This is a genomic window from Streptomyces sp. NBC_01408 (assembly GCF_026340255.1).
GTDB lineage: Bacteria > Actinomycetota > Actinomycetes > Streptomycetales > Streptomycetaceae > Streptomyces.
This window is the reverse complement of record NZ_JAPEPJ010000001.1, coordinates 710,056-730,231: the sequence shown is the minus strand read 5'-3', so window position 1 is coordinate 730,231 and position 20,176 is coordinate 710,056. Positions and strand designations below refer to the sequence as shown.

The 20,176-nt window shown below is 73.0% G+C and carries 16 protein-coding genes; 12 read left to right on the top strand and 4 right to left on the bottom strand.

Features of this window, described 5'->3' with window-relative positions; translation table 11 throughout:
* Positions 1 to 157: 157 nt before the first annotated feature.
* From OG447_RS03330 to sucD, 3 genes are all read left to right on the top strand, one after another.
* Positions 158 to 1,270, top strand: coding sequence for a VWA domain-containing protein (locus OG447_RS03330; RefSeq protein WP_266938736.1), 1,113 nt, complete (start codon positions 158 to 160; stop codon positions 1,268 to 1,270).
* A gap of 290 nt (positions 1,271 to 1,560) precedes the next feature.
* A complete protein-coding gene (gene sucC, locus OG447_RS03325) occupies positions 1,561 to 2,739 on the top strand; it encodes an ADP-forming succinate--CoA ligase subunit beta (protein ID WP_266934754.1) in 1,179 nt (392 codons plus the stop codon).
* A gap of 21 nt (positions 2,740 to 2,760) precedes the next feature.
* Positions 2,761 to 3,651: a succinate--CoA ligase subunit alpha gene (gene sucD / locus OG447_RS03320; protein WP_266934752.1), complete on the top strand. Its 891-nt coding sequence runs from the start codon at positions 2,761 to 2,763 to the stop codon at positions 3,649 to 3,651.
* Positions 3,652 to 3,717: 66 nt separating this feature from the next.
* Here the strand turns inward: sucD and OG447_RS03315 are convergent, their stop codons facing one another.
* On the bottom strand, positions 3,718 to 5,364 hold the full coding sequence (locus tag OG447_RS03315; protein ID WP_266934750.1) for a helix-turn-helix domain-containing protein: 1,647 nt from the start codon (positions 5,362 to 5,364) through the stop codon (positions 3,718 to 3,720).
* Positions 5,365 to 5,483: 119 nt separating this feature from the next.
* On the opposite strand from OG447_RS03315, the gene OG447_RS03310 reads away from it, so the two are divergent.
* The gene (locus OG447_RS03310) at positions 5,484 to 7,133 is read left to right on the top strand and encodes a DUF6350 family protein (protein ID WP_266934748.1); all 1,650 of its coding nucleotides are present in this window, start codon (positions 5,484 to 5,486) and stop codon (positions 7,131 to 7,133) included.
* 788 nt (positions 7,134 to 7,921) lie between these two features.
* Here the strand turns inward: OG447_RS03310 and OG447_RS03305 are convergent.
* Complete coding sequence (locus OG447_RS03305; protein WP_266934746.1) at positions 7,922 to 8,542, bottom strand: hypothetical protein; 621 nt, start codon at positions 8,540 to 8,542, stop codon at positions 7,922 to 7,924.
* 244 nt (positions 8,543 to 8,786) lie between these two features.
* Between OG447_RS03305 and purN the strand changes: the two genes are divergently transcribed.
* Together purN and purH are read left to right on the top strand one after the other, a co-directional pair.
* Entirely contained in the window at positions 8,787 to 9,410 is a 624-nt protein-coding gene (purN, locus tag OG447_RS03300) for a phosphoribosylglycinamide formyltransferase (protein WP_266934744.1), read from the top strand.
* Positions 9,407 to 10,990 carry a bifunctional phosphoribosylaminoimidazolecarboxamide formyltransferase/IMP cyclohydrolase gene (gene purH, locus OG447_RS03295; protein WP_266934742.1) on the top strand — a complete coding sequence of 528 codons (1,584 nt, stop codon included), beginning with the start codon at positions 9,407 to 9,409 and terminating at the stop codon, positions 10,988 to 10,990. Before purN ends, purH begins: the two co-directional genes overlap by 4 nt.
* A gap of 75 nt (positions 10,991 to 11,065) precedes the next feature.
* Here the strand turns inward: purH and OG447_RS03290 are convergent, their stop codons facing one another.
* The gene (locus OG447_RS03290) at positions 11,066 to 11,656 is read right to left on the bottom strand and encodes a hypothetical protein (RefSeq protein ID WP_266934740.1); all 591 of its coding nucleotides are present in this window, start codon (positions 11,654 to 11,656) and stop codon (positions 11,066 to 11,068) included.
* A 241-nt stretch (positions 11,657 to 11,897) separates the two neighbouring features.
* On the opposite strand from OG447_RS03290, the gene OG447_RS03285 reads away from it, so the two are divergent.
* The 6 genes from OG447_RS03285 (at position 11,898) to OG447_RS03260 (ending at position 17,693) form a co-directional block, all read left to right on the top strand.
* On the top strand, positions 11,898 to 12,758 hold the full coding sequence (locus OG447_RS03285) for a bifunctional methylenetetrahydrofolate dehydrogenase/methenyltetrahydrofolate cyclohydrolase (protein WP_266934738.1): 861 nt from the start codon (positions 11,898 to 11,900) through the stop codon (positions 12,756 to 12,758).
* Complete coding sequence (locus OG447_RS03280) at positions 12,748 to 13,347, top strand: DUF3017 domain-containing protein (RefSeq protein WP_266934736.1); 600 nt, start codon at positions 12,748 to 12,750, stop codon at positions 13,345 to 13,347. Before OG447_RS03285 ends, OG447_RS03280 begins: the two co-directional genes overlap by 11 nt.
* A gap of 240 nt (positions 13,348 to 13,587) precedes the next feature.
* Positions 13,588 to 14,577: a malate dehydrogenase gene (locus tag OG447_RS03275; protein ID WP_266934734.1), complete on the top strand. Its 990-nt coding sequence runs from the start codon at positions 13,588 to 13,590 to the stop codon at positions 14,575 to 14,577.
* Between the two features lie 182 nt (positions 14,578 to 14,759).
* Complete coding sequence (locus OG447_RS03270) at positions 14,760 to 16,463, top strand: hypothetical protein (RefSeq protein WP_266934732.1); 1,704 nt, start codon at positions 14,760 to 14,762, stop codon at positions 16,461 to 16,463.
* On the top strand, positions 16,453 to 16,854 hold the full coding sequence (locus OG447_RS03265; protein ID WP_266934730.1) for a hypothetical protein: 402 nt from the start codon (positions 16,453 to 16,455) through the stop codon (positions 16,852 to 16,854). Before OG447_RS03270 ends, OG447_RS03265 begins: the two co-directional genes overlap by 11 nt.
* A 179-nt stretch (positions 16,855 to 17,033) precedes the next feature.
* Entirely contained in the window at positions 17,034 to 17,693 is a 660-nt protein-coding gene (locus tag OG447_RS03260) for a hypothetical protein (protein ID WP_266934728.1), read from the top strand.
* 563 nt (positions 17,694 to 18,256) lie between these two features.
* Here OG447_RS03260 and OG447_RS03255 read toward each other — a convergent pair.
* Positions 18,257 to 20,068, bottom strand: coding sequence for a hypothetical protein (locus OG447_RS03255; protein ID WP_266934726.1), 1,812 nt, complete (start codon positions 20,066 to 20,068; stop codon positions 18,257 to 18,259).
* Positions 20,069 to 20,176: the final 108 nt, after the last annotated feature.

Sequence of the window (20,176 nt, the reverse complement as noted above, 5' to 3'; positions counted from 1 at the left end):
GCTGCGCGGCGCGGCGACCCCGGGCGGCGCAGCCCGGCGGGACGCCTCCCGGGACGGCGGCGGCCCGGCCCCGGCCGGTGAGGGACCGGAGAGGAACGGCAGCGACGGGGGTGGCGCCGCGGACACCGCGGGCGGCGACCGGCTGCGGCGGTGGCGGATGGTGCTCGGCGGGGGAGAGGCCGACGGGACGGGGTGCGCGCTGACCGGGCGGGACGCGGCCATGGACGCCGCGCTCGGCGCGCTCTACGGCGGGGCCGGTTCGGGCGGCTCCCGCAAGGCCTCGGGGGAGCGGTCGGCGGGGCTCGGCGGCTCGGCGCCCCACGTGGCCCGCTGGCTCGGGGACATCCGTACGTACTTCCCCAGCTCGGTCGTCCAGGTCATGCAGCGGGACGCCATCGAGCGGCTCGGCCTGTCCGCCCTGCTGCTGGAACCGGAGATGCTGGAGGCCGTCGAGCCCGACGTCCACCTGGTCGGCACCCTGCTCTCCTTGAACAAGGCGATGCCGGAGACGACGAAGGAGACCGCGCGGGCCGTGGTCCGCAAGGTCGTAGAACAGTTGGAGAAGCGGCTCGCGACCCGCACCCGGGCCACGCTCACCGGAGCCCTCGACCGGTCCGCCCGGATCAGCCGACCCCGCCACCACGACATCGACTGGGACCGGACGATCCGGGCCAATCTCAAGAACTACCTGCCCGAGTACCGCACCGTCGTCCCCGAACGGCTGATCGGATACGGCCGGGCGGCCCAGTCGGTGAAGAAGGAGGTGATCCTCTGCATCGACCAGTCCGGTTCGATGGCGGCCTCCGTCGTCTACGCCTCCGTCTTCGGCGCAGTCCTCGCCTCCATGCGCTCGATCGCCACCCGCCTCGTCGTCTTCGACACCGCGGTCGTCGACCTGACGGACCAGCTGGACGATCCGGTGGACGTACTCTTCGGCACCCAGCTGGGCGGCGGCACCGACATCAACCGCGCCCTCGCCTACTGCCAGTCGAAGATCACCCGGCCCGCCGACACCGTCGTCGTCCTCATCAGTGATCTTTACGAGGGCGGCATACGCAACGAGATGCTCAAGCGGGTCGCCGCGATGAAGGGGGCGGGGGTCGAGTTCGTGACCCTGCTGGCCCTGTCCGACGAGGGCGCCCCCGCCTACGACCGGGAACACGCCGCCGCCCTCGCGGCGCTCGGCGCACCGGCCTTCGCCTGCACCCCCGACCTGTTCCCGGAGGTGATGGCAGCGGCACTGGAGAAGCGGCCCCTGCCGGTCCCGTGACGGGCTCCCGCCCACGCCCGTACGGGCCGCTGTGAATGGGCTGATCGCACGAACTTCCAGCTCAACCGTGAGGCGTTCTGTGACAGGTATCACCGCTCAGGTGTGATCTGCGATTTAGGGTCGCACGTCCCACGGGGATAACCTGCGGGACGGACATGCCGCGTCCACGGTCACCGTGTGCGCCTTCCTTGTGACAGCGCCGTCACGTTGCCCTCCGCGGCACGCCCACGCAGATAGCAGACAACCGCGAATCACTGCGAATCTTTAAAAAAGACAAGGGACGGACGCGCGTGGACCTGTTCGAGTACCAGGCGAGGGACCTCTTCGCCAAGCACGGTGTACCGGTGCTGGCCGGTGAAGTCATCGACACGCCTGAGGCGGCTCGCGAGGCCACCGAGCGGCTGGGCGGCAAGTCGGTCGTCAAGGCGCAGGTGAAGGTCGGCGGCCGCGGCAAGGCCGGTGGCGTGAAGCTGGCCGCCACCCCGGACGAGGCCGTCGCCCGGGCGACGGACATCCTCGGCATGGACATCAAGGGCCACACGGTCCACAAGGTGATGATCGCCGAGACCGCTCCCGAGATCCTCGAGGAGTACTACGTCTCGTACCTCCTCGACCGGACCAACCGCACCTTCCTGGCCATGGCCTCGGTGCAGGGCGGCGTCGAGATCGAGGTCGTCGCGGAGGAGAACCCCGAGGCCCTCGCGAAGGTCCCGGTCAACGCCAACGAGGGCGTGACCATCGAGAAGGCCCGCGAGATCGTCGCCCAGGCGAAGTTCCCGGCCGAGGTCGCCGAGCAGGTCGCCGAGATCCTCGTGACCCTGTGGAAGACCTTCATCGAAGAGGACGCGCTCCTCGTCGAGGTCAACCCGCTCGCGAAGGTGGCCAGCGGCCGCGTCATCGCGCTCGACGGCAAGGTCTCGCTCGACGAGAACGCCGAGTTCCGCCAGCCGGGCCACGAGGAGTTCGTGGACCACGCGTCCGCGAACCCGCTCGAGGCCGCCGCCAAGGCGAAGAACCTCAACTACGTGAAGCTCGACGGTGAGGTCGGCATCATCGGCAACGGCGCGGGTCTCGTCATGAGCACCCTCGACGTCGTCGCGTACGCCGGCGAGAACCACGGCGGCGTCAAGCCCGCCAACTTCCTGGACATCGGTGGTGGCGCCTCCGCCGCCGTCATGGCCAACGGTCTCGAGATCATCCTCGGCGACCCGGACGTCAAGTCCGTCTTCGTCAACGTCTTCGGTGGCATCACCGCCTGTGACGAGGTCGCCAACGGCATCGTCCAGGCCCTGAAGCTGCTCGAGGACAGGGGCGAGGCGGTCACCAAGCCGCTGGTCGTCCGTCTCGACGGCAACAACGCCGAGCTGGGTCGCAAGATCCTCTCGGACGCCAACCACCCGCTGGTCCAGCGCGTGGACACCATGGACGGCGCGGCCGACAAGGCCGCCGAGCTCGCGGCTGCGAAGTAAGGGCAGAGGTCACAGACTCACATGGCTATCTTCCTCAACAAGGACAGCAAGGTCATCGTCCAGGGCATGACCGGTGCCACGGGCATGAAGCACACCAAGCTGATGCTGGCTGACGGCACCGACATCGTCGGCGGCGTGAACCCGCGCAAGGCCGGCACCACCGTCGACTTCGACGGCACCGAGGTCCCGGTCTTCGGCTCCGTCGCCGAGGCGATGGAGAAGACGGGCGCCAACGTCTCCGTCCTCTTCGTCCCGCCGGCCTTCGCCAAGGCCGCCGTCGTCGAGGCCATCGACGCCGAGATCCCGCTGGCCGTCGTCATCACCGAGGGCATCGCGGTGCACGACTCCGCCGCCTTCTGGGCGTACGCGACCGCCAAGGGCAACAAGACCCGGATCATCGGTCCGAACTGCCCGGGTCTGATCACCCCCGGCCAGTCCAACGCCGGCATCATCCCGGGCGACATCACCAAGCCCGGCAAGATCGGTCTCGTGTCCAAGTCCGGCACGCTGACCTACCAGATGATGTACGAGCTCCGTGACATCGGCTTCACCTCCGCCGTCGGCATCGGTGGCGACCCGGTCATCGGCACCACGCACATCGACGCCCTGGAGGCCTTCGAGGCCGACCCGGACACCGAGCTCATCGTCATGATCGGCGAGATCGGCGGCGACGCCGAGGAGCGTGCGGCGGACTTCATCGCGAAGAACGTCACCAAGCCGGTCGTCGGCTACGTCGCGGGCTTCACCGCCCCCGAGGGCAAGACCATGGGCCACGCCGGCGCCATCGTCTCCGGCTCCTCCGGCACCGCGCAGGCCAAGAAGGAGGCCCTCGAGGCCGCCGGCGTCAAGGTCGGCAAGACGCCGACCGAGACGGCCAAGCTGGCCCGCGAGATCCTGAACGCCGCGCAGTAGTCGTACGCGGTAGCTGTAGCACGGGCGTGGCCCGCACCCTTCGGGGGTGCGGGCCACGCCCGTTCCTCATTCGCTCCGGGGGACGAGCCGGGCGGGACCGGCGGCCGGGTCGGAGCGCAGCTTGTCGTGGAGCTGCCTGCTCCGCTCGGTGAGCCGCTGGGGGCCGCTGTGCGGGGGCACACCGGAGACGCTGGCGCCCGGCGCGTACGGGGGCCGGTACTCCCTGGGCGCCGTCGTCACCGTGTACGTGGTCGCGACGGCGATCACCGCGGTCAGGCCGAGGACCGCACGCGTCCACCGCCGGGCGCGGTGCTCTCCCGCGAGGCGCACCTGGGCCGCCGGGCGCGGTTCGAGCCGTACGGCCGGCTCCAGCGTGCCGAACCGTTCGTGCAGCAGCGCGGACTGCTCCTCGGGCGGTACGTCGACCAGCTCGGGGATCAGGTCGGCCAGCGCGTCGTGCGCGTGGAGCAACCTGTGGGCGGCGGTGGGGGTGCTGGCCTCCGTCTCCGCGGCGGTCTCGGGCAGGTCGAGGCCGACGCCGTCGTACAGCAGCACCGTCCGGCGGTGGGCCGGGGCCAGCGCCAGCACGGCGTCCAGGAGGATCCGGTCGGCGGGCTCGACGGGGGACTTGCCGGGCTTCTCGGTGCTCCGGTGGGCGCGCCGCAGCCGGCGCCAGGGGGAGAGCGCGTACTCGTACGTGGCCGCGCGCACCCAGCCCACCGGGTCGGGGTCGGTGGCCACGGCGGGCCACTGGGCCCAGGCCTGCTGGAAGGCCCGCTCCACGGCCTCGTGCGCGAGGGCCCGTCGGCCGGTGAGCAGGTACGCCTGGCGGGCGAGGCCGGCGGCGGCGTGACCGTACAGGGCGTCGAAGGCGGCCGCCGCCGGCGTCGCTGCCGCTGTCGGTGCCGCGGGCTCGGGGGTGGGCTCGGGGGGCTGCTCCGCGGTGGGTTCAGCGCTCGGCTCCGCGATGGGCTCCGGCGGGTGGGCGCAGGCCTCGGCGGCCGGGGTGTCCGGGGTGTCCGGGGTGTCCGGGGGGCCGGCCGGGGTTCGGTTCGGCCCGGTGCTCGGGGGGCCGGCCGAGGTGTGGTCCGGCCCAGTGGCCGTAGCGCCGGCGGTGGTCAGGGAGCCGCCGGGGCCGTGACCACCGGATCCCGGTCCCGGTCCCGGTCCCGATGCCGGTCCCGTCCCGGATCCGGACCCCGTCCCGGGACCCGGTCCCGCCCCGGTCAGAGCGGGGGTCTTGGCCTCGTGCCGGGGCAGCGCGGCGTTCGGCTTCGCCGCCCGCTTGGCCGGGGGCACGGGCCGGGTGCCGGAACCGGCCGGCCGGTTCTGCCCGCCGCCCGCGGAGGCCCGTACGGCCCCGGTCGCCCGCAGCGAGGGGCCCCGTACGGCGCCGTCCTCCCGGGCCGCGGCCGTAGGGGCGGCCTCCTCCGGCCCGTCCGGGGCCGTGGCCTCCGCGGCGCCCCCGGGTTCAGCCTCTGCCGTCGCCTCCTCGGCGTCCGGCGGCGGCGCCCCGAGGTCCAGCAGGAGCTGTGCGTACAGCGTGCGTTTTCGCCCCCGGGGGTCCGTCCGGCCCGATTCCCAGGAGCGCACGGTGCCCGGGGCAACGCCCACCGCGGCCGCGACCTGTTCGTGCGTCAGGCCCGCCGCTTCGCGCAGTCCGCGCCGCTCCTCGGGGGAGGGGAGGCCCAGCTCCTTGACGTCTCGTGTCATGTCACACTCCCCGCGACCCGCCAGCCCTGGGCGAAAAAGTACATAAACGTATATTGAGCGACACCACGGGCATTCGCCTGTTACCCGCCCATAGCGCGTGTCGTTGGCACCATGGCGGGGTGACCCAAGTGACCGAACGCGGCACCCCGTTGCCCACCGCCCCACGGGCCGGCGGGCGGCGCCGTTCACCTGCGGCCGCCGCCTGCGTGGTGGGCGGCGCCGTGGCGGCCGGACTCGGGCTCGGCTTCCTCGCCGTGCTCGTCATCGTCCTGTGGATCAGCTCCCCCTACCCCGACAGCGGGCCCGGCGGGGCCCTGCACCTCGCCGCCGGGCTGTGGCTGCTCGCCCACGGGACGGAGCTGGTGCGGTACGAGACGCTGTCCGGCCTGCCCGCACCCGTCGGCGTGACCCCGCTGCTGCTCGTCGCGCTGCCCGTACTGCTCATGCGGCGCGCCGCCCGGCTGGGCAGCGCCTCGGGGGAGGGGGAGGAGGAGGTGCTGCCCGCCGGCGCGGTCTTCTCGGCGGTGCTCTGCGGCTATCTGTCGGTGGGAACCCTCGCCACGGTGTACGCGGCCGGCGGCCCCATGCCCGCCGACCCGCTCAGCGCCGCCTGGCACATCCCGCTGGTCGCCGCGCTGGCCGCCGCCACGGGGGTGTGGGGGGCCCGCGGGCGTCCGCTCGGGCCCCTGCCGTCGTGGGTGCCGGGGGGCGTACGCCGGGCCGTCACGCGCCCCCGGTACGCGCTGGCGCTCCGGTCCGGCGCGGGCGGGGCCCTCGTCCTGCTGGGCGGCGGCGCCCTGCTGGTCGGAGCCTCGCTCGCCTGGCACGGTACGGAGGTCCAGGGGTCCTTCCTGACGCTGACCGGGGTGTGGTCGGGCCGGTTCGCCGTCCTGCTCCTGGCGGTGGCGCTGATCCCCAACGCCATGGTGTGGGGCGCGGCCTACGCGCTGGGCCCCGGCTTCGCGCTAGGCACCGGCGCGACCGCCACCCCGCTCGGCTTCACCGGCATGCCCGTGCTGCCCCGGTTCCCGCTGCTGGCCGCGCTCCCGCCCGAGGGGCCCGGGACGCCGCTGACCTGGGCGGTTGCCGGGGTCCCGCTGGCGGCCGGGCTGGCGGTGGGCTGGTTCGCCGTACGCCGGGCGCGCGAGGTCTCGTACGGGGAGACCGCGCTCACGGCGGCCCTGGGGGCGCTGGTGTGCGGCCTGACGACGGCCGGCCTGGCGGCGGCCTCGGCGGGGCCGTTGGGCTCGCGCGAGCTGGCCGTGTTCGGGCCGGTGTGGTGGGCCGCCGGTGCGGCGGCCTCCGGCTGGACCCTGGTGTCGGCGGTTCCGCTGGCGGTCGCGGTGCATGCGTGGCGCACCCGGCCGGCGGGCGGGTTCTCCGGCCTGGACTGCCCGGAGGGGGACGACTGGCACGACAGCGGCGTACGGGAGCTCCGCTGGGCGGCGCTGCGCCGGGCCGCGGGCACCCTGGTCCCCGAGTTCTCGGTGGCCGCCCCGCCGAAGCATCCGGCGGCGCCCGACCCCGAACCCCTGGCCGCAGCCGCGGCCCCGGCGGCACCCCCTGCCCCAGCCGTGCAGGCCGCAGCCTCGCCCGCTGCGCCGGCCCGGCCCCGAAGGCCCCGAGCCGTACGGGTGGTTCCGGGCCTCCACATGGACCTGACCCCGATCCCGCTCACGGCGCGCCCACCGGCCCCGCCGCCGCCTCCACCGCTCGTCCCGCCGGTATCCGGTGCCCGGGTCATGCCCCGCCGCAAGCCTCCGAAGTAGCCGACCCCTTGCCGTGGCCCCTGCGGGGGGCTTGGCGGTGTGTGCGTCTGCGGCGCGGCTGCACGGGGCTCCGCCCCGGACCCCGCGCCTCAAACGCCGGCGGGGCTGGATTTGGCCCTGCCTTCGCCTCTGCGGGGGGCTTGGCGGTGTGTGCGTGTGCCGCGCGGCTGCACGGGGCTCCGCCCCGGACCCCGCGCCTCAATCGCCGGCGGGGCTGGGTTTGGCCTTGGCCCCTGCGGGGGCTTGGCGGGGTGTGGGTCGGTGCCGCTCCGGAGCGTCTCCTCGGCTCGCGCACTTAGCCCTGGCTACGCATGCCCGGCCCGGGTTGCGCGCTCGTCCTGCGGGGACTCTCCTGCGCGACCCCGCCCCACGCCCGGGCTTCGGAAGCGCAGCCTGGCGCCAGTGGGCGTCGGCGTAGCCGTGGTGGAGGGGAGTGGGGACGCGCAGGGTTGTCCCCGCAGGACGAGCGCGCAACCTGGGCCGAGGATGTCGGATCGGGTTCAGTGCGCGAGCCGAGGAGACAACCCGGAGCGGCCCCGCGCACCGACCCCACCGACCAGGCCCCGGCGCAGCCGAACCCACCCCGGCCGAGCCGTCCGCAGGGCAGGCGGCCCCGCGCACCGACCCCACCGACCGGGCCCCGGCAAGGCGAGCTCACCCCGTCAGGGGCGAAGGCAGGGCCAAATCCAGCCCCGCCGGCGTTTGAGGCGCGGGGTCTGGGGCGGAGCCCCAGGGGCCCCGGCGCAGCCGAGCCGGACACCGCCGAGCCGCCCGCAGGGGGAGGGCCGTCAGCGCTGGACCTTCAGGACTTCGCCCAGGGGGTTGTCGGGGAGCAGGGTGTTGCACTGGAGCTCCGCCGTCTTGGTGAGGGCGTCCTCGCGGCACACGTAGAAGTCCTTGTAGGCGAGCTGGAGCCCGTACGAGGTCATGGCCAGCAGGATCGCCAGCGAGGCCGTGACCAGCCCGCTCACCGCGGCCGTCCGCTGTGGCCGGGCCGCGGCGCCGAGGGCCGCCAGACCGCCCTGCGCCGGGGCGGAAGCCGTGCCCGTACCCGAGCCCGTACCGGCACCCACGGCCGCCACCGGCTTGGCCCGCAGCGCGCTGATCCCCCAGTACAGGGCGAGCGCCCCCAGGAGCAGGCCGACCGAGGGGATCCCGAAGATCCCGAAGAAGAAGCCCCACATGCCGGCGAGCAGCGCGTACCGCGCGCGGCGCTGGATCGGGTCCGTCGGGTCCCAGCGCGCCGGGCCCGGGCCCGTGCCCGGCCCGCCGTCGGAGTCCTTGGGGCGGTCCCCGCCCGGGCCGTCGCCACCGCTGCGCGGCTGCCACGGCTGGTCGGGCCGTCCTTCCGGGGGCGCCGCGAAGGGGTTGTCGTCGGTGGAGGTGTCGGGCTGGCGGCGGTCCGGCATCGGGTGCGTTTCTTCCCCTGTGTCATGGACGTCGGTGGTGACGTCGTGGCGAGGCGAGGCCTGTTTGCGGCTTGTAGGCCAGACGCTACCCCTCGGTCGTCCCCCCGTACCTCGGGGGCCGTCCGGTGTGCCGGTATCGTTGCAGGCGGTCAGTGGCTTCGTATGGTCGCCCGTATACCGGCACCCCGAAGTTTTGTATGACCACACAAGACGAACCCTGTTTTTCCGCCAGAAAGGGCCACCCATGGCCGCCTCCCGCCTGGTCGTGCTGGTCTCCGGTTCCGGCACCAACCTCCAGGCCCTGCTCGACGCCATCGACGCCCACCCCGGCGGAGCCGAGGGCTTCGGCGCCGAAGTCGTCGCCGTGGGGGCCGACCGCGAGGGCATCGCGGGTCTGGAGCGGGCCGAGAAGGCGGGGATCCCCACCTTCGTGTGCCCGGTCAAGGCGTACGGGAGCCGCGAGGAGTGGGACGCCGCGCTCACCGAGGCGACCGACGCCCACGCGCCGGACCTCGTCGTGTCCGCAGGGTTCATGAAGATCGTGGGCAAGGCGTTCATCGACCGCTTCGGCGGCCGGTTCGTCAACACCCACCCCGCCCTCCTCCCGGCCTTCCCGGGCGCGCACGGCGTACGGGACGCACTCGCCTACGGCGCGAAGGTCACCGGCTGCACCGTCCACTTCGTGGACGCCGGCGTGGACACCGGTCCGATCATCGCCCAGGGTGTCGTCGAGATCCGGGACGAGGACGACGAAGCCGCTCTCCATGAGCGCATCAAGGAAGTCGAGCGAGCGCTGCTCGTCGATGTCGTGGGGCGTCTGGCCCGGCACGGCTACCGCATTGAGGGACGAAAGGTAACAATCCAGTGACCGCCGTAGAGAGCAACGACCCGACCACGACCCAGCGGCCGATCCGGCGTGCGCTCGTCAGTGTCTACGACAAGACGGGACTGGAAGAGCTGGCCCGCGGCCTGCACGAGGCGGGCGTCGCCCTCGTCTCCACCGGCTCCACCGCCTCGAAGATCGCCGCGGCCGGGGTGCCCGTCACCAAGGTCGAGGAGCTCACCGGTTTCCCCGAGTGCCTGGACGGCCGGGTCAAGACCCTCCACCCGCGCGTGCACGCCGGCATCCTGGCCGACCTGCGCCTGGAGGACCACCAGCGGCAGCTCGCGGAGCTCGGTGTCGAGCCCTTCGACCTGGTGGTCGTCAACCTGTATCCCTTCCTCGCGACCGTCCAGTCGGGTGCCACCCCGGACGAGTGCGTGGAGCAGATCGACATCGGCGGTCCGTCGATGGTCCGCGCCGCCGCCAAGAACCACCCCTCGGTGGCGGTCGTGACCAGCCCCGAGCGCTACGCCGACGTCCTCGCGGCGGCGCAGGGCGGCGGCTTCGACCTCACCGCGCGCAAGCGGCTGGCGGCCGAGGCCTTCCAGCACACCGCCGCCTACGACGTGGCCGTCGCCTCCTGGTTCACGAATGCGTACGCCCCCGAGCCGGAGGCCGTGCTGCCCGAGTTCCTGGCCGGCGCCTGGGAGCGCAAGTCGACCCTGCGCTACGGCGAGAACCCGCACCAGGCCGCCGCGCTCTACACCGACGGCCGGCCGGGCGGGCTCGCCAACGCCGAGCAGCTGCACGGCAAGGAGATGTCCTTCAACAACTACGTGGACACCGAGGCCGCCCGCCGCGCCGCCTACGACCACGAAGAGCCCTGCGTCGCGATCATCAAGCACGCCAACCCGTGCGGCATCGCCGTGGACACGGACGTCGCCGCGGCCCACCGCAAGGCGCACGCCTGCGACCCGCTGTCGGCCTTCGGCGGCGTCATCGCCGTCAACCGCCCGGTGACCGTCGCGATGGCCGAGCAGGTCGCGGAGATCTTCACCGAGGTCATCGCCGCCCCCGGCTACGAGGACGGCGCGGTCGAGGTCCTGGCCAAGAAGAAGAACATCCGCGTCCTGAAGGTGGACGGCACCCCGCACCAGCCGGGTGACCTGAAGCCGATCTCCGGTGGGGCGCTGCTCCAGCAGTCGGACCTCTTCCAGGCCGAGGGCGACGACCCGGCCAACTGGACCCTCGCCACCGGCGACGCGCTGTCCCCGGCCGAGCTCGCCGAGCTCTCCTTCGCGTGGAAGGCCTGCCGGGCCGTCAAGTCCAACGCGATCCTGCTGGCCAAGGACGGCGCCTCGGTGGGCGTCGGCATGGGCCAGGTCAACCGCGTCGACTCGGCGAAGCTCGCCGTGGAGCGGGCGGGCGCCGAGCGCGCGCAGGGCTCGTACGCCGCGTCCGACGCCTTCTTCCCCTTCCCCGACGGGCTGGAGATCCTCACGGCGGCGGGCATCAAGGCCGTGGTCCAGCCGGGAGGTTCGGTCCGTGACGAGCAGGTCGTCGAGGCCGCGAAGAAGGCCGGCGTGACGATGTACTTCACCGGGACCCGGCACTTCTTCCACTGACCGTCCCGGTCCTGAGCAACGGCGAAGGCCGCGCCCCGCAGTGCGGGACGCGGCCTTCGCCGTATGACGGGAACGTCAGCGCTGGCGGTTGAACCAGGCGGAACCGTCGGACTTCGCCACGAAGACGATGACCAGGATCAGCAGGACCAGGTGCACCAGGCTCAGCGGGAAGAACGGGTAGAGGCTGAGCACGATGCCGAGCGACGCGTACACGATGATGCCGATGCGGGCACCGTTGCCGCCCTTGCCGCACTGGATCGCCAGCACGACGGAGGCGATCATGTAGACCACGGCCAGGGCGATCAGCCCGTACAGCACGCCGGAGCCCAGCTTGGCCATGTCCTCGAACTGCGCGTTGCCCTGGAGCTCCGGCTCTTCCTTCAGCTTCTCGATCAGGGCAATGGCGGCGAACAGGACGCCGATGCCGATGATCTGGAGGCCGGCGATCACCCACAGCATGACGCGGGCGGCCTTCACACCGCCCGGCATCGTGAGGGGGCCACCCGGGAAACCGCCGGGCATGCCGGGGGCTCCCTGCGGGTAGGCGTAGCCGCCCTGCGGCGGGATGCCCTGCGGGGCCTGCTGCGGGTAGCCGTAGCCGGGCTGACCGCCCTGCGGAGTCTGGGGCTGCTGTCCGTACGGGTTGTTGGGATCGCCGAAACTCATCTGAGGTGTTCCTCCGTGGAAGTGCGGGGACGCACGGCACGCGCGGAGGAGCTCTGCATCTTGCGGTCCGCCCCCCGGCACTGCCCGCGGCACTCTTTCGTTGCATGGTCGTCGGCGCGGCCCGGCCTTGTCCAGTTGGTTGCCGTGAGGCCGGTCACTTGTTGTGCAAGTGCAATGAACCGCGCACTCCGGTGAGACCCTTGACTGGAACCAGGACCGCTCCATCCGGGAGGATGGGGTCATGACCGCCCAGATTCTCGATGGCAAGGCCACCGCGGCCGCGATCAAGTCCGAACTGTCCGCCCGCGTGGCGGCCCTGAAGGCACGGGGTGTCACCCCCGGCCTCGGCACCCTGCTGGTCGGTGACGACCCGGGCAGCCGCTGGTACGTCAACGGCAAGCACAAGGACTGTGCCGAGGTCGGCATCGCCTCCATCCAGCGCGAACTGCCCGCGACGGCCTCCCAGGAGGACATCGAGGCGGTCGTCCGCGAACTCAACGCCAACCCGGAGTGCACGGGCTACATCGTCCAACTCCCGCTCCCCAAGGGCATCGACACCAACCGGGTCCTGGAGCTGATGGATCCGCTCAAGGACGCCGACGGCCTGCACCCCATGTCCCTCGGCCGCCTCGTGCTGAACGAGCCGGGTCCGCTGCCCTGCACCCCGTACGGGATCGTCGAACTGCTGCGTCACCACGGCGTCGAGATCAACGGCGCGCACGTCGTCGTCCTCGGCCGCGGCATCACCGTCGGGCGCTCCATCGGACTGCTGCTGACCCGCAAGTCCGAGAACGCCACGGTCACGCTCTGCCACACCGGTACGCGCGACCTCTCCGGGCTGCTGCGCCAGGCGGACATCGTCGTCGCGGCGGCCGGTGTCCCGCACCTGGTCAAGCCGGAGGACGTGAAGCCGGGCGCGGCCGTGCTCGACGTGGGCGTCAGCCGCGACGAGCAGGGCAAGATCGTCGGCGATGTGCACCCCGGCGTGGCCGAGGTGGCGGCCTGGATCTCCCCGAACCCCGGCGGCGTCGGCCCGATGACCCGCGCTCAGCTGCTGGTCAACGTGGTCGAGGCGGCGGAACGGGCCGGCAGTGCGGGCTGAGCCCGGCGCGGAGCCCGCGGCGGGCTCCACGCCGGAGCCGGCCCGCGGGCCCGCGGAGGGGTCCGCCGGGTCGGAGCCGTCCGCGCCCGGGCCCGCCGCGCCCGGGCCCGCCAGGGCCGCGGCCCAGCCTGCCGCCTCCGCGCCCGCCGGGACCGGGCCGGCCGGGCCCGCCGCGTCCGAGCGGGCACTCGCTACGGGCTCGGCCAAGTCCCGCCGCTTTCCCTCCGTCACCCGGGACACCGCCCGGCCCGAGGGCAGCGGCCGTGCCGTCCCCGGGGCGGTGTCCACGCCCGCCCGCCAGTGGCCGATGCTCGCCGTGCTCATCGCCACCGCGGCCGGGCTGCTGACCACGGCCATGGGACACCCGCGGGTCGGCTGCCTCGTCATCGGCGTGGCCCTGATCGTGGCCTCGGTACTGCGGCGCCTGCTGCCCTCGGTGGGGATGCTCGCGGTGCGCTCCCGCTTCACGGACATGGTCACGTACGGGCTGCTGGGCGTGGCCATCACGCTGCTCGCGCTGGTCATGGAGCCCAAGCCGTTGCTGGAGGTCCCCTTCCTGGAGAGCGCGGTCCGCTTCACCGTCCGCTAGCGGACGTCCGCGCGCCCGTACGCCCGTACGCCCGTGTCGAACAGGGGTCGCGCATTCGATTTCGCCTTCGAACCCCGGGGTCCGTGTGCCATGCACCACAGGGACCCGGGGGTTCGGCCGCTCGCGGGTCGGATAGCCTGACCGCGGATGTCTCTTCACGTCAAGATTCACAGGGGAGCGGCGTCCTCCAGCACAGGGGGCGGGGACGCCCCAACCGCCAGCTGTCTAACGGAGAAGGCCATGACCCGCACTCCCGTGAATGTCACCGTGACCGGCGCAGCCGGCCAGATCGGCTACGCGCTGCTCTTCCGCATCGCCTCCGGTCACCTGCTCGGCGCGGACGTGCCGGTCAAGCTCCGTCTTCTCGAGATCCCCCAGGGCATGAAGGCCGCTGAGGGCACCGCGATGGAGCTCGACGACTGCGCGTTCCCGCTCCTCAAGGGCATCGACATCTTCGACGACCCGAACCAGGGCTTCGAGGGTGCGAACGTCGCCCTGCTCGTCGGCGCGCGCCCGCGCACCAAGGGCATGGAGCGCGGTGACCTGCTCTCCGCCAACGGCGGCATCTTCAAGCCGCAGGGCGCCGCTATCAACGCGCACGCCGCGGACGACATCAAGGTCCTGGTCGTGGGCAACCCGGCCAACACCAACGCGCTCATCGCGCAGGCCGCCGCCCCGGACGTACCGGCCGAGCGCTTCACCGCGATGACCCGCCTGGACCACAACCGCGCGCTCTCGCAGCTCGCCCAGCGGACCGGCGCCGACCTCACCGACATCAAGCGCCTGACCATCTGGGGCAACCACTCGGCCACCCAGTACCCGGACATCTTCCACGCGGAGATCGCCGGCAAGAACGCCGCCGAGGTCGTGAACGACCAGGCGTGGCTCGCCGACACCTTCATCCCGACCGTCGCCAAGCGCGGCGCCGCGATCATCGAGGCCCGTGGCGCGTCCTCGGCCGCCTCGGCCGCCAACGCCGCCATCGACCACGTGCACACCTGGGTCAACGGCACCGCCGAGGGCGACTGGACCTCCATGGGCATCCCGTCGGACGGCTCGTACGGCGTCCCGGAGGGCCTGATCTCCTCCTTCCCCGTCACCTGCAAGGACGGCAAGTACGAGATCGTCCAGGGCCTGGACATCAACGAGTTCTCCCGCGCCCGCATCGACGCCTCGGTGCAGGAGCTCTCCGAGGAGCGCGACGCGGTCCGCGGGCTCGGCCTGATCTGATCCGGACCGGATCCTGATCAGCCCCTGATCGGTCCACCCGCCGCAACCGAGGGCCCCGGCGCACCGCGCCGGGGCCCTTTGGCGTGTTCACGACTGTCGGACGCCGGGCTTCTCCTCTACGGTTTCCCTCCGCACACCGGAAGGGGGATTCGGTGAGAGGTACAGCGGACGGCAGAGCTCCGGTGGAGCCTGCACTGAGCGAGGCGGGGCGGCTCCTGTGCGCCGGCACCTACCTCGACGCGTCCTACCGCGATCGGGTCATCGAGGAGCTCTACGTCCACGAGGAGCGCTTCGTCGCGCCCTCCTACGGCTTCGACGCCACCCGCGTCCTGGCCCACGCCCTCCGCGCCCGCCGCGCCGAAGTCGCCTGGGCCTCGGCCGTGGTGGCCGTGTGGGGCCTCGGACTGCTGCTGGCCCAGGCCCTGCTGGTCTACCTGATCCTTCCCGCGGCCCTGCTCGGCTGGGCCGCCCGGATCCGGCGCGGGGCCAAACCCTTCCGCGGCGGCCGCACCTTCGCACGGCTCCTCAGCGGCTACGGCTACGTGCTGCTCATCGCCGCCGCCCTGGGCCTGCTGCGCGGCGTACTCGAAGGCCGTACCGGCGCCGGAGGCCTCCAGGACACCCTCGCCGTCGCCGAGTTCACGACGTTCACGCTCGACGGGGAACCCCTCGGCCTCTTCGCCGAGCTGCCCAGGATCGGCTACCTGGCCGCGGAAGGCTACGGCTGGACGGCCCTGCTCCTCTTCTTCCTGCTCGTGGTGGTCACCGGTCTCCAGCGCGGCCACTTCGCCCGCGTCATCACCACCTCGCTCAGCCGGCCGCGGTACGCCGACCCGGGCGCGGACCTCGTCGGAGGCGTCCGCTTCCGCGCGGCCCGGGACCGGATCGCGGCGACCCAGCACGCCCAGCTGATCATGTACAACGTCGACGATCCGTTCTGCGGCGCGGGCCAGGCCCACCGGCCGTGGCAGCTGTCCGTAGAGCTGCGCCCGCGCGACGACGGAGAACCGCAGCCCCTCGACAACGTCCGGCTGGTGGAGCGCATCCGGCCGATGCTGGAGGCCCTGCGCGTGCCGTCGCCGCACGGCTCCCCCGAGGCGGAGGAGGCCGTACTGGACCGGCTGCGGGAGCTGGTCGTCGACGAGTGCGTGTTCCTGCCCGCCGTCGGGTTGCCCGACACCCGCGGCCTGGACCTCTCCGCCCCGGCCTTCGCCGAACACCGCAGCGCCGCCGTGGAGGAGGGCGGGGAACGCCGTCGGCACTTCCTGCGCGTCCGGGTCGGCGGCTGGGACGAGAACCTCGTCGTCACCGTCTTCGTACGGGTCCACACCCAGGGCGGCATGCTGATGGTGGAGGTGGCCCCGCACGTCCTGCTGCCGGTTCGGCCCGAGTTCCAGGAAGCCGACGACATCGCCTGGCGGCACCGGCGGAACAACCCCTTCGCCAAGGTGGTCTGGGCGGTCAAGAACGCCCCGCGTTCCCTCGGCACGGCGCTGTCCACCCTGGGCGGCGGCAGCCGCGGCCCCTGGCAGATCGCCACCGCCGGTCACCGTGGCGCGCTCCCGGCCGGGCCGGCCGTCTCCGTACGCGAACTGGCGGCGCAGGAGGGGGCCTCACTGTTCCAGCTGATGGACCTGGACCGCTACCTGAAGACCATCCAGGACCGGATCGTCGGCGGGGTCACCCTGGCCCTGCACGAAGCCGGCTGGCACACCGAGGAGTTCGCCGAGCGCGCGGTCACCGTCGCCGAGGGCGGGGTCTTCATCCAGTCGGTCAACCACAGTGCCTTCAGCGTCGGCGGCACCGGACACAGCAATCAGGCGAGCCACAACTCGGGTCACCATTCGGGGCACCACTCGGGCAGGGGGAGCGGCAGTGACGCATGACGAGGCAACGGGGTCCGGAGCGGGTGCGGGATCCGGGGAGGTGCGGATCGGCACCGTCCACGGCAGCAGCTTCAGCATCGGCGGCTCCCACCACACCAACACCACCGTCCACCACGCCGGTACGGGGCCGCAGGACGCCCCCGGAGCGGCAGAACTCCTCGAAGCGGTACGGGAGCTGCGCGCCGCCCTCATACGCCTGCCCCGCAGCACCGCCCGGGCCGAACTCGACGCCGAACTGGACGGGGCCGCCGGGGAGCTGGAGGAGGCCGGGGAGATCCGGCCCGGCCTGCCCGCCCGGCTGCGCGCGGCCCTGGAGCGGTGGGCTCCGCTCGTGGAGTCCGTGAACGCGGCCGCCGCCCTGGGCGGGCTGCTCAGCGCGCTGGGAGGCTGACGGTGGCCTCGGGCGGCGGCACCCGGTGGAACCCGCAGTCGCAGCGGTGGGAGGCGGGCGAGCCGCCGCCCCCGCCGCCTGCCGGGTACCCGCCGTGGAGCCCTGGTCAGCCACCGCCGGGCGGTCAACCGACCCCCGCCGGATCCTGGGGGCCCGCAGGCCGGGAGCGGAACTGGAAGGTGCCGCTGCTGGTGGCCCTGGGAGCCGCGATGGCCGGCGCGGGCGCCGTGGCGGGATGGTTCCTGCTGGCGCAGGAGGACCCGAAGGCCTCGGCGGCGCCCCCGCGGGCGACCGGAGCCCCGTCCGAGGGACTGCCGGGCCCCGACCCGTCGTCGGCCCTGCCGTCGTCGGCTCCGCCGTCCCCGTCGCCCGGCGAGGCGGAGACCTCCCCGGCCCCCGGCTCCTACACCGTGGTCCACAGCGAGGACGGCTTCTCGGTGGCCGTCCCCACCGGCTGGCAGCGCAGCCACGACGAGACGGGCGACGGGTCCTTCTACCGGCCGCCCGGGAACCGCAGGTCGCTGCTCCAGGTCTTCCGGGTCAAGGAGGGCCCCGGCGTCGCCGCCTGCGAGCTCCTGCGGGAGTCCTCCGCGCACCTGGGCAACGGCACGTCCGGCTACCAGGAGGTCTCCCGCGAGCCGGTGCCCGGTGCGTCCTGCGAGCTGGTCTACGAGTACGACAGCGAGGAGGCGGGCGGCCGCCGGCGCGGTGTGGAGCGGATCGCCGTGACCCCGGACGGCGACCGGTGGGCCCTGCTGGCGGCCGGCCCGGCCGCCGAATGGGCCACGACGCGGGAGAACCTCGACGCGGCCCTGCGGGAGTTCCGCCCGGACAGCTGACAGCGGCCTCCCGGCGCGTGGCGCCTCAGTGCTTGAACATGCCCGGGGCCCCTGGGGCTCCGCCCCAGACCCCGCGCCTCAAACGCCGGCGGGGCTGGATTCGGCCCTGGCTTCGCTCCTGACGGGGTGAGCTCGCCTTGCCGGGGCCTGGTTGGTGGGGTCGGTGCGCGGGGCCGCTCCGGGTTGTCTCCTCGGCTCGCGCACTGAGCCCGATCAAGAAGGGTCAGGCCGGTTGCGCGCTCGTCCTGCGGGGACAACCCTGCGCGTCCCCACTCCCCTCCGCCACGGCTTCGCCCTCCGAAGCCCGGGCGTGGGGCGGGGTCGCGCAGGAGAGTCCCCGCAGGACGAGCGCGCAACCTGGGCCGGACTCTCGTAGCGGGGCTCAGTGCGCGAGCCGAGGAGACGCTCCGGAGCGGCCCCGACCCACACCCCACGCTGCTGAGCCCCCGAAGGGACGAAGCCAGGGCCAAATCCAGCCCCGCCGGCGTTTGAGGCGCGGGGTCCGGGGCGGAGCCCCGTGCAACGGCGCGGCACGCCCCCGGACAGCGCGCGGACCCGAGCGGTTACTTCTTCTGCGGGCGGCCGCAGACGAGGTCGTGGTCCTTGCCGCCCGTGTTGGCGCACCAGAGCATGGGCTGGTCCGGCACGAAGGTGTACTCGGACAGCTTCATGTTGACCGGCCTGCAGTCCTGCTTGCCCTTGTTCGGCGAGTACTTGGGGCACTTCCCGTTGTCCACCTGCTGCAGGTGGGCGCGCAGCGCGTCCAGCCCCAGGTCCTCGACGCCCGTCCTGGTGGACGGCATGAAGCGGTTGGCCGACCACGAGCCGCCCATGGTGGTGAACAGGGCGATCGCGCAGATCAGACCGGCGGCCAGCTGGGACAGCGCGCGCGGCGAGATCCGGGCGGCCCGGGCCGGGGCGACCTCCTGCAGCGTGCCGCGGATCCAGCTGAAGCCGCGCTCGTACGTGAGCATCAGGCCGAGGACGGCCAGGATGATCAGGCAGTAGAAGATGATCCAGGTGGTGCGCGGGTACAGCTGGACGGCCTGGTTGTGCTCCATGTGGGAGGCGAACCAGAAGCGCAGCAGCCAGGCGCCGACGAGGACGAAGCCCGCGGTGCGGACCACGATGTTGCGCAGGCCGAGACCCACGCCGATGCCCACGCCCAGGAGCAGCATGACGCTGAAGCCGGTCTGGCCGGCCAGCTCGCCCGACACCGGGAAGTTGTGGTAGGTCAGGTCGCCGGCTCGGTCGGACGCCCAGCCCAGCACGTAGGCCGGGTCGAGGTAGGTGTTGATGTACGCGTAGCGGTCCTTCGTCGTGGCGCCCAGGCGGACCAGCTGGTACACCAGCGGCGCGCCGATCACGAGGGCGGTGACCAGGATGGTGCCGAGGAAGAGCAGCGCGCGCTTGATCGCGACCCGGCCCCGGCGCCACGGGAACAGCATCAGGGCGAGGATGAACGAGCCCGGCGCGGCCCACAGGTACCAGCCCGAGTACCAGAGGAACATCACGCCGAACACGGCGCCGAAGCCGAGGCCGCGCAGCACCGCCGAACGCGTCGAGAGCTCGTCGGCCCGGCGGATCTCGCGGAAGCAGGCCGCCAGCAGCGGCACCAGCACGAGCATGGAGCCGTGGCTGTACGGGCGGATCGGGTCGAGGAAGACGATCGAGGCCGGCACGGCGATGGCCATCGCCCAGAACGGGCGCAGCAGCAACCGCCACGCGAGGTAGGCCATCGGCCCGACCAGCGCACTGAGGATCAGCTGCAGGTCCTTGAGCGCGTAGCCCACCTCGGCGATGCCGTTGTGGAAGGCCTTGGCCCAGAGCGCGAGCAACGCGGGGAACAGCGGGGGGTAGACCCCCGGCAGGCCCTTGCCGCGCATCATGTCGTTGGCCATGCCCATGAGGTTGCCGGGGTCGCCCTCCTGGCCGCCCAGGCCCCACGGCGTGCCGTTCAGGGCGACCGCGATGCCGCCGGCGACGATGCCGGTGGCCAGGCCTGCGAGGGCTGCGCACACCAGCCGCTGCGCGACCTGGTAGTAGCGCAGGGTGCCCCGGTAGGCGAGGAAGAGCAGCACCGCGAGGACGGGGATGCCGAGCAGCGCCGCGTACTGCTGGATCTTGGCGAGGCCGCTGACCTGGCCGATCCGGGTGACGGGGTTGACCTCGATGTGGGTGCACAGCAGCATGAACCCGAGAGCGACGACGACACTGACCACGACCTCCCCCAGCGGGAGGAACCAGCGCTTCTCGGTCCAGCGGTCGAAGCGGCCGCCCGGCCGGGCCGTCGACGTCCCGGCGGACGAGGCGCCCTTGGCGTCGTCCGGCGTACTGGCGGGGGCGCCGACTATGTTCGGTGCCAAATCCGTCATGTCAATTCGCTTCCGTGAAGCGGCGCTCTGCCGCAGGTCGGGCCGGCTCGACGGGGCGAGCGAGGTCAGCGGGCGTCGGCTGGGGACCCGGCCGCCACGGAACGTCCC

Bases quoted from the DNA above. Each gene is read 5' to 3' on its own strand.
- OG447_RS03330 (WP_266938736.1), top strand. From the start codon at position 158: ATGGTGCTCGGCGGGGGAGAGGCCGACGGGACGGGGTGCGCGCTGACC.
- sucD (WP_266934752.1), top strand. From the start codon at position 2,761: ATGGCTATCTTCCTCAACAAGGACAGCAAGGTCATCGTCCAGGGCATG.
- OG447_RS03315 (WP_266934750.1), bottom strand. From the start codon at position 5,364: ATGACACGAGACGTCAAGGAGCTGGGCCTCCCCTCCCCCGAGGAGCGG.
- OG447_RS03305 (WP_266934746.1), bottom strand. From the start codon at position 8,542: ATGCCGGACCGCCGCCAGCCCGACACCTCCACCGACGACAACCCCTTC.
- purN (WP_266934744.1), top strand. From the start codon at position 8,787: ATGGCCGCCTCCCGCCTGGTCGTGCTGGTCTCCGGTTCCGGCACCAAC.
- OG447_RS03290 (WP_266934740.1), bottom strand. From the start codon at position 11,656: ATGAGTTTCGGCGATCCCAACAACCCGTACGGACAGCAGCCCCAGACT.
- OG447_RS03285 (WP_266934738.1), top strand. From the start codon at position 11,898: ATGACCGCCCAGATTCTCGATGGCAAGGCCACCGCGGCCGCGATCAAG.
- OG447_RS03275 (WP_266934734.1), top strand. From the start codon at position 13,588: ATGACCCGCACTCCCGTGAATGTCACCGTGACCGGCGCAGCCGGCCAG.
- OG447_RS03255 (WP_266934726.1), bottom strand. From the start codon at position 20,068: ATGACGGATTTGGCACCGAACATAGTCGGCGCCCCCGCCAGTACGCCG.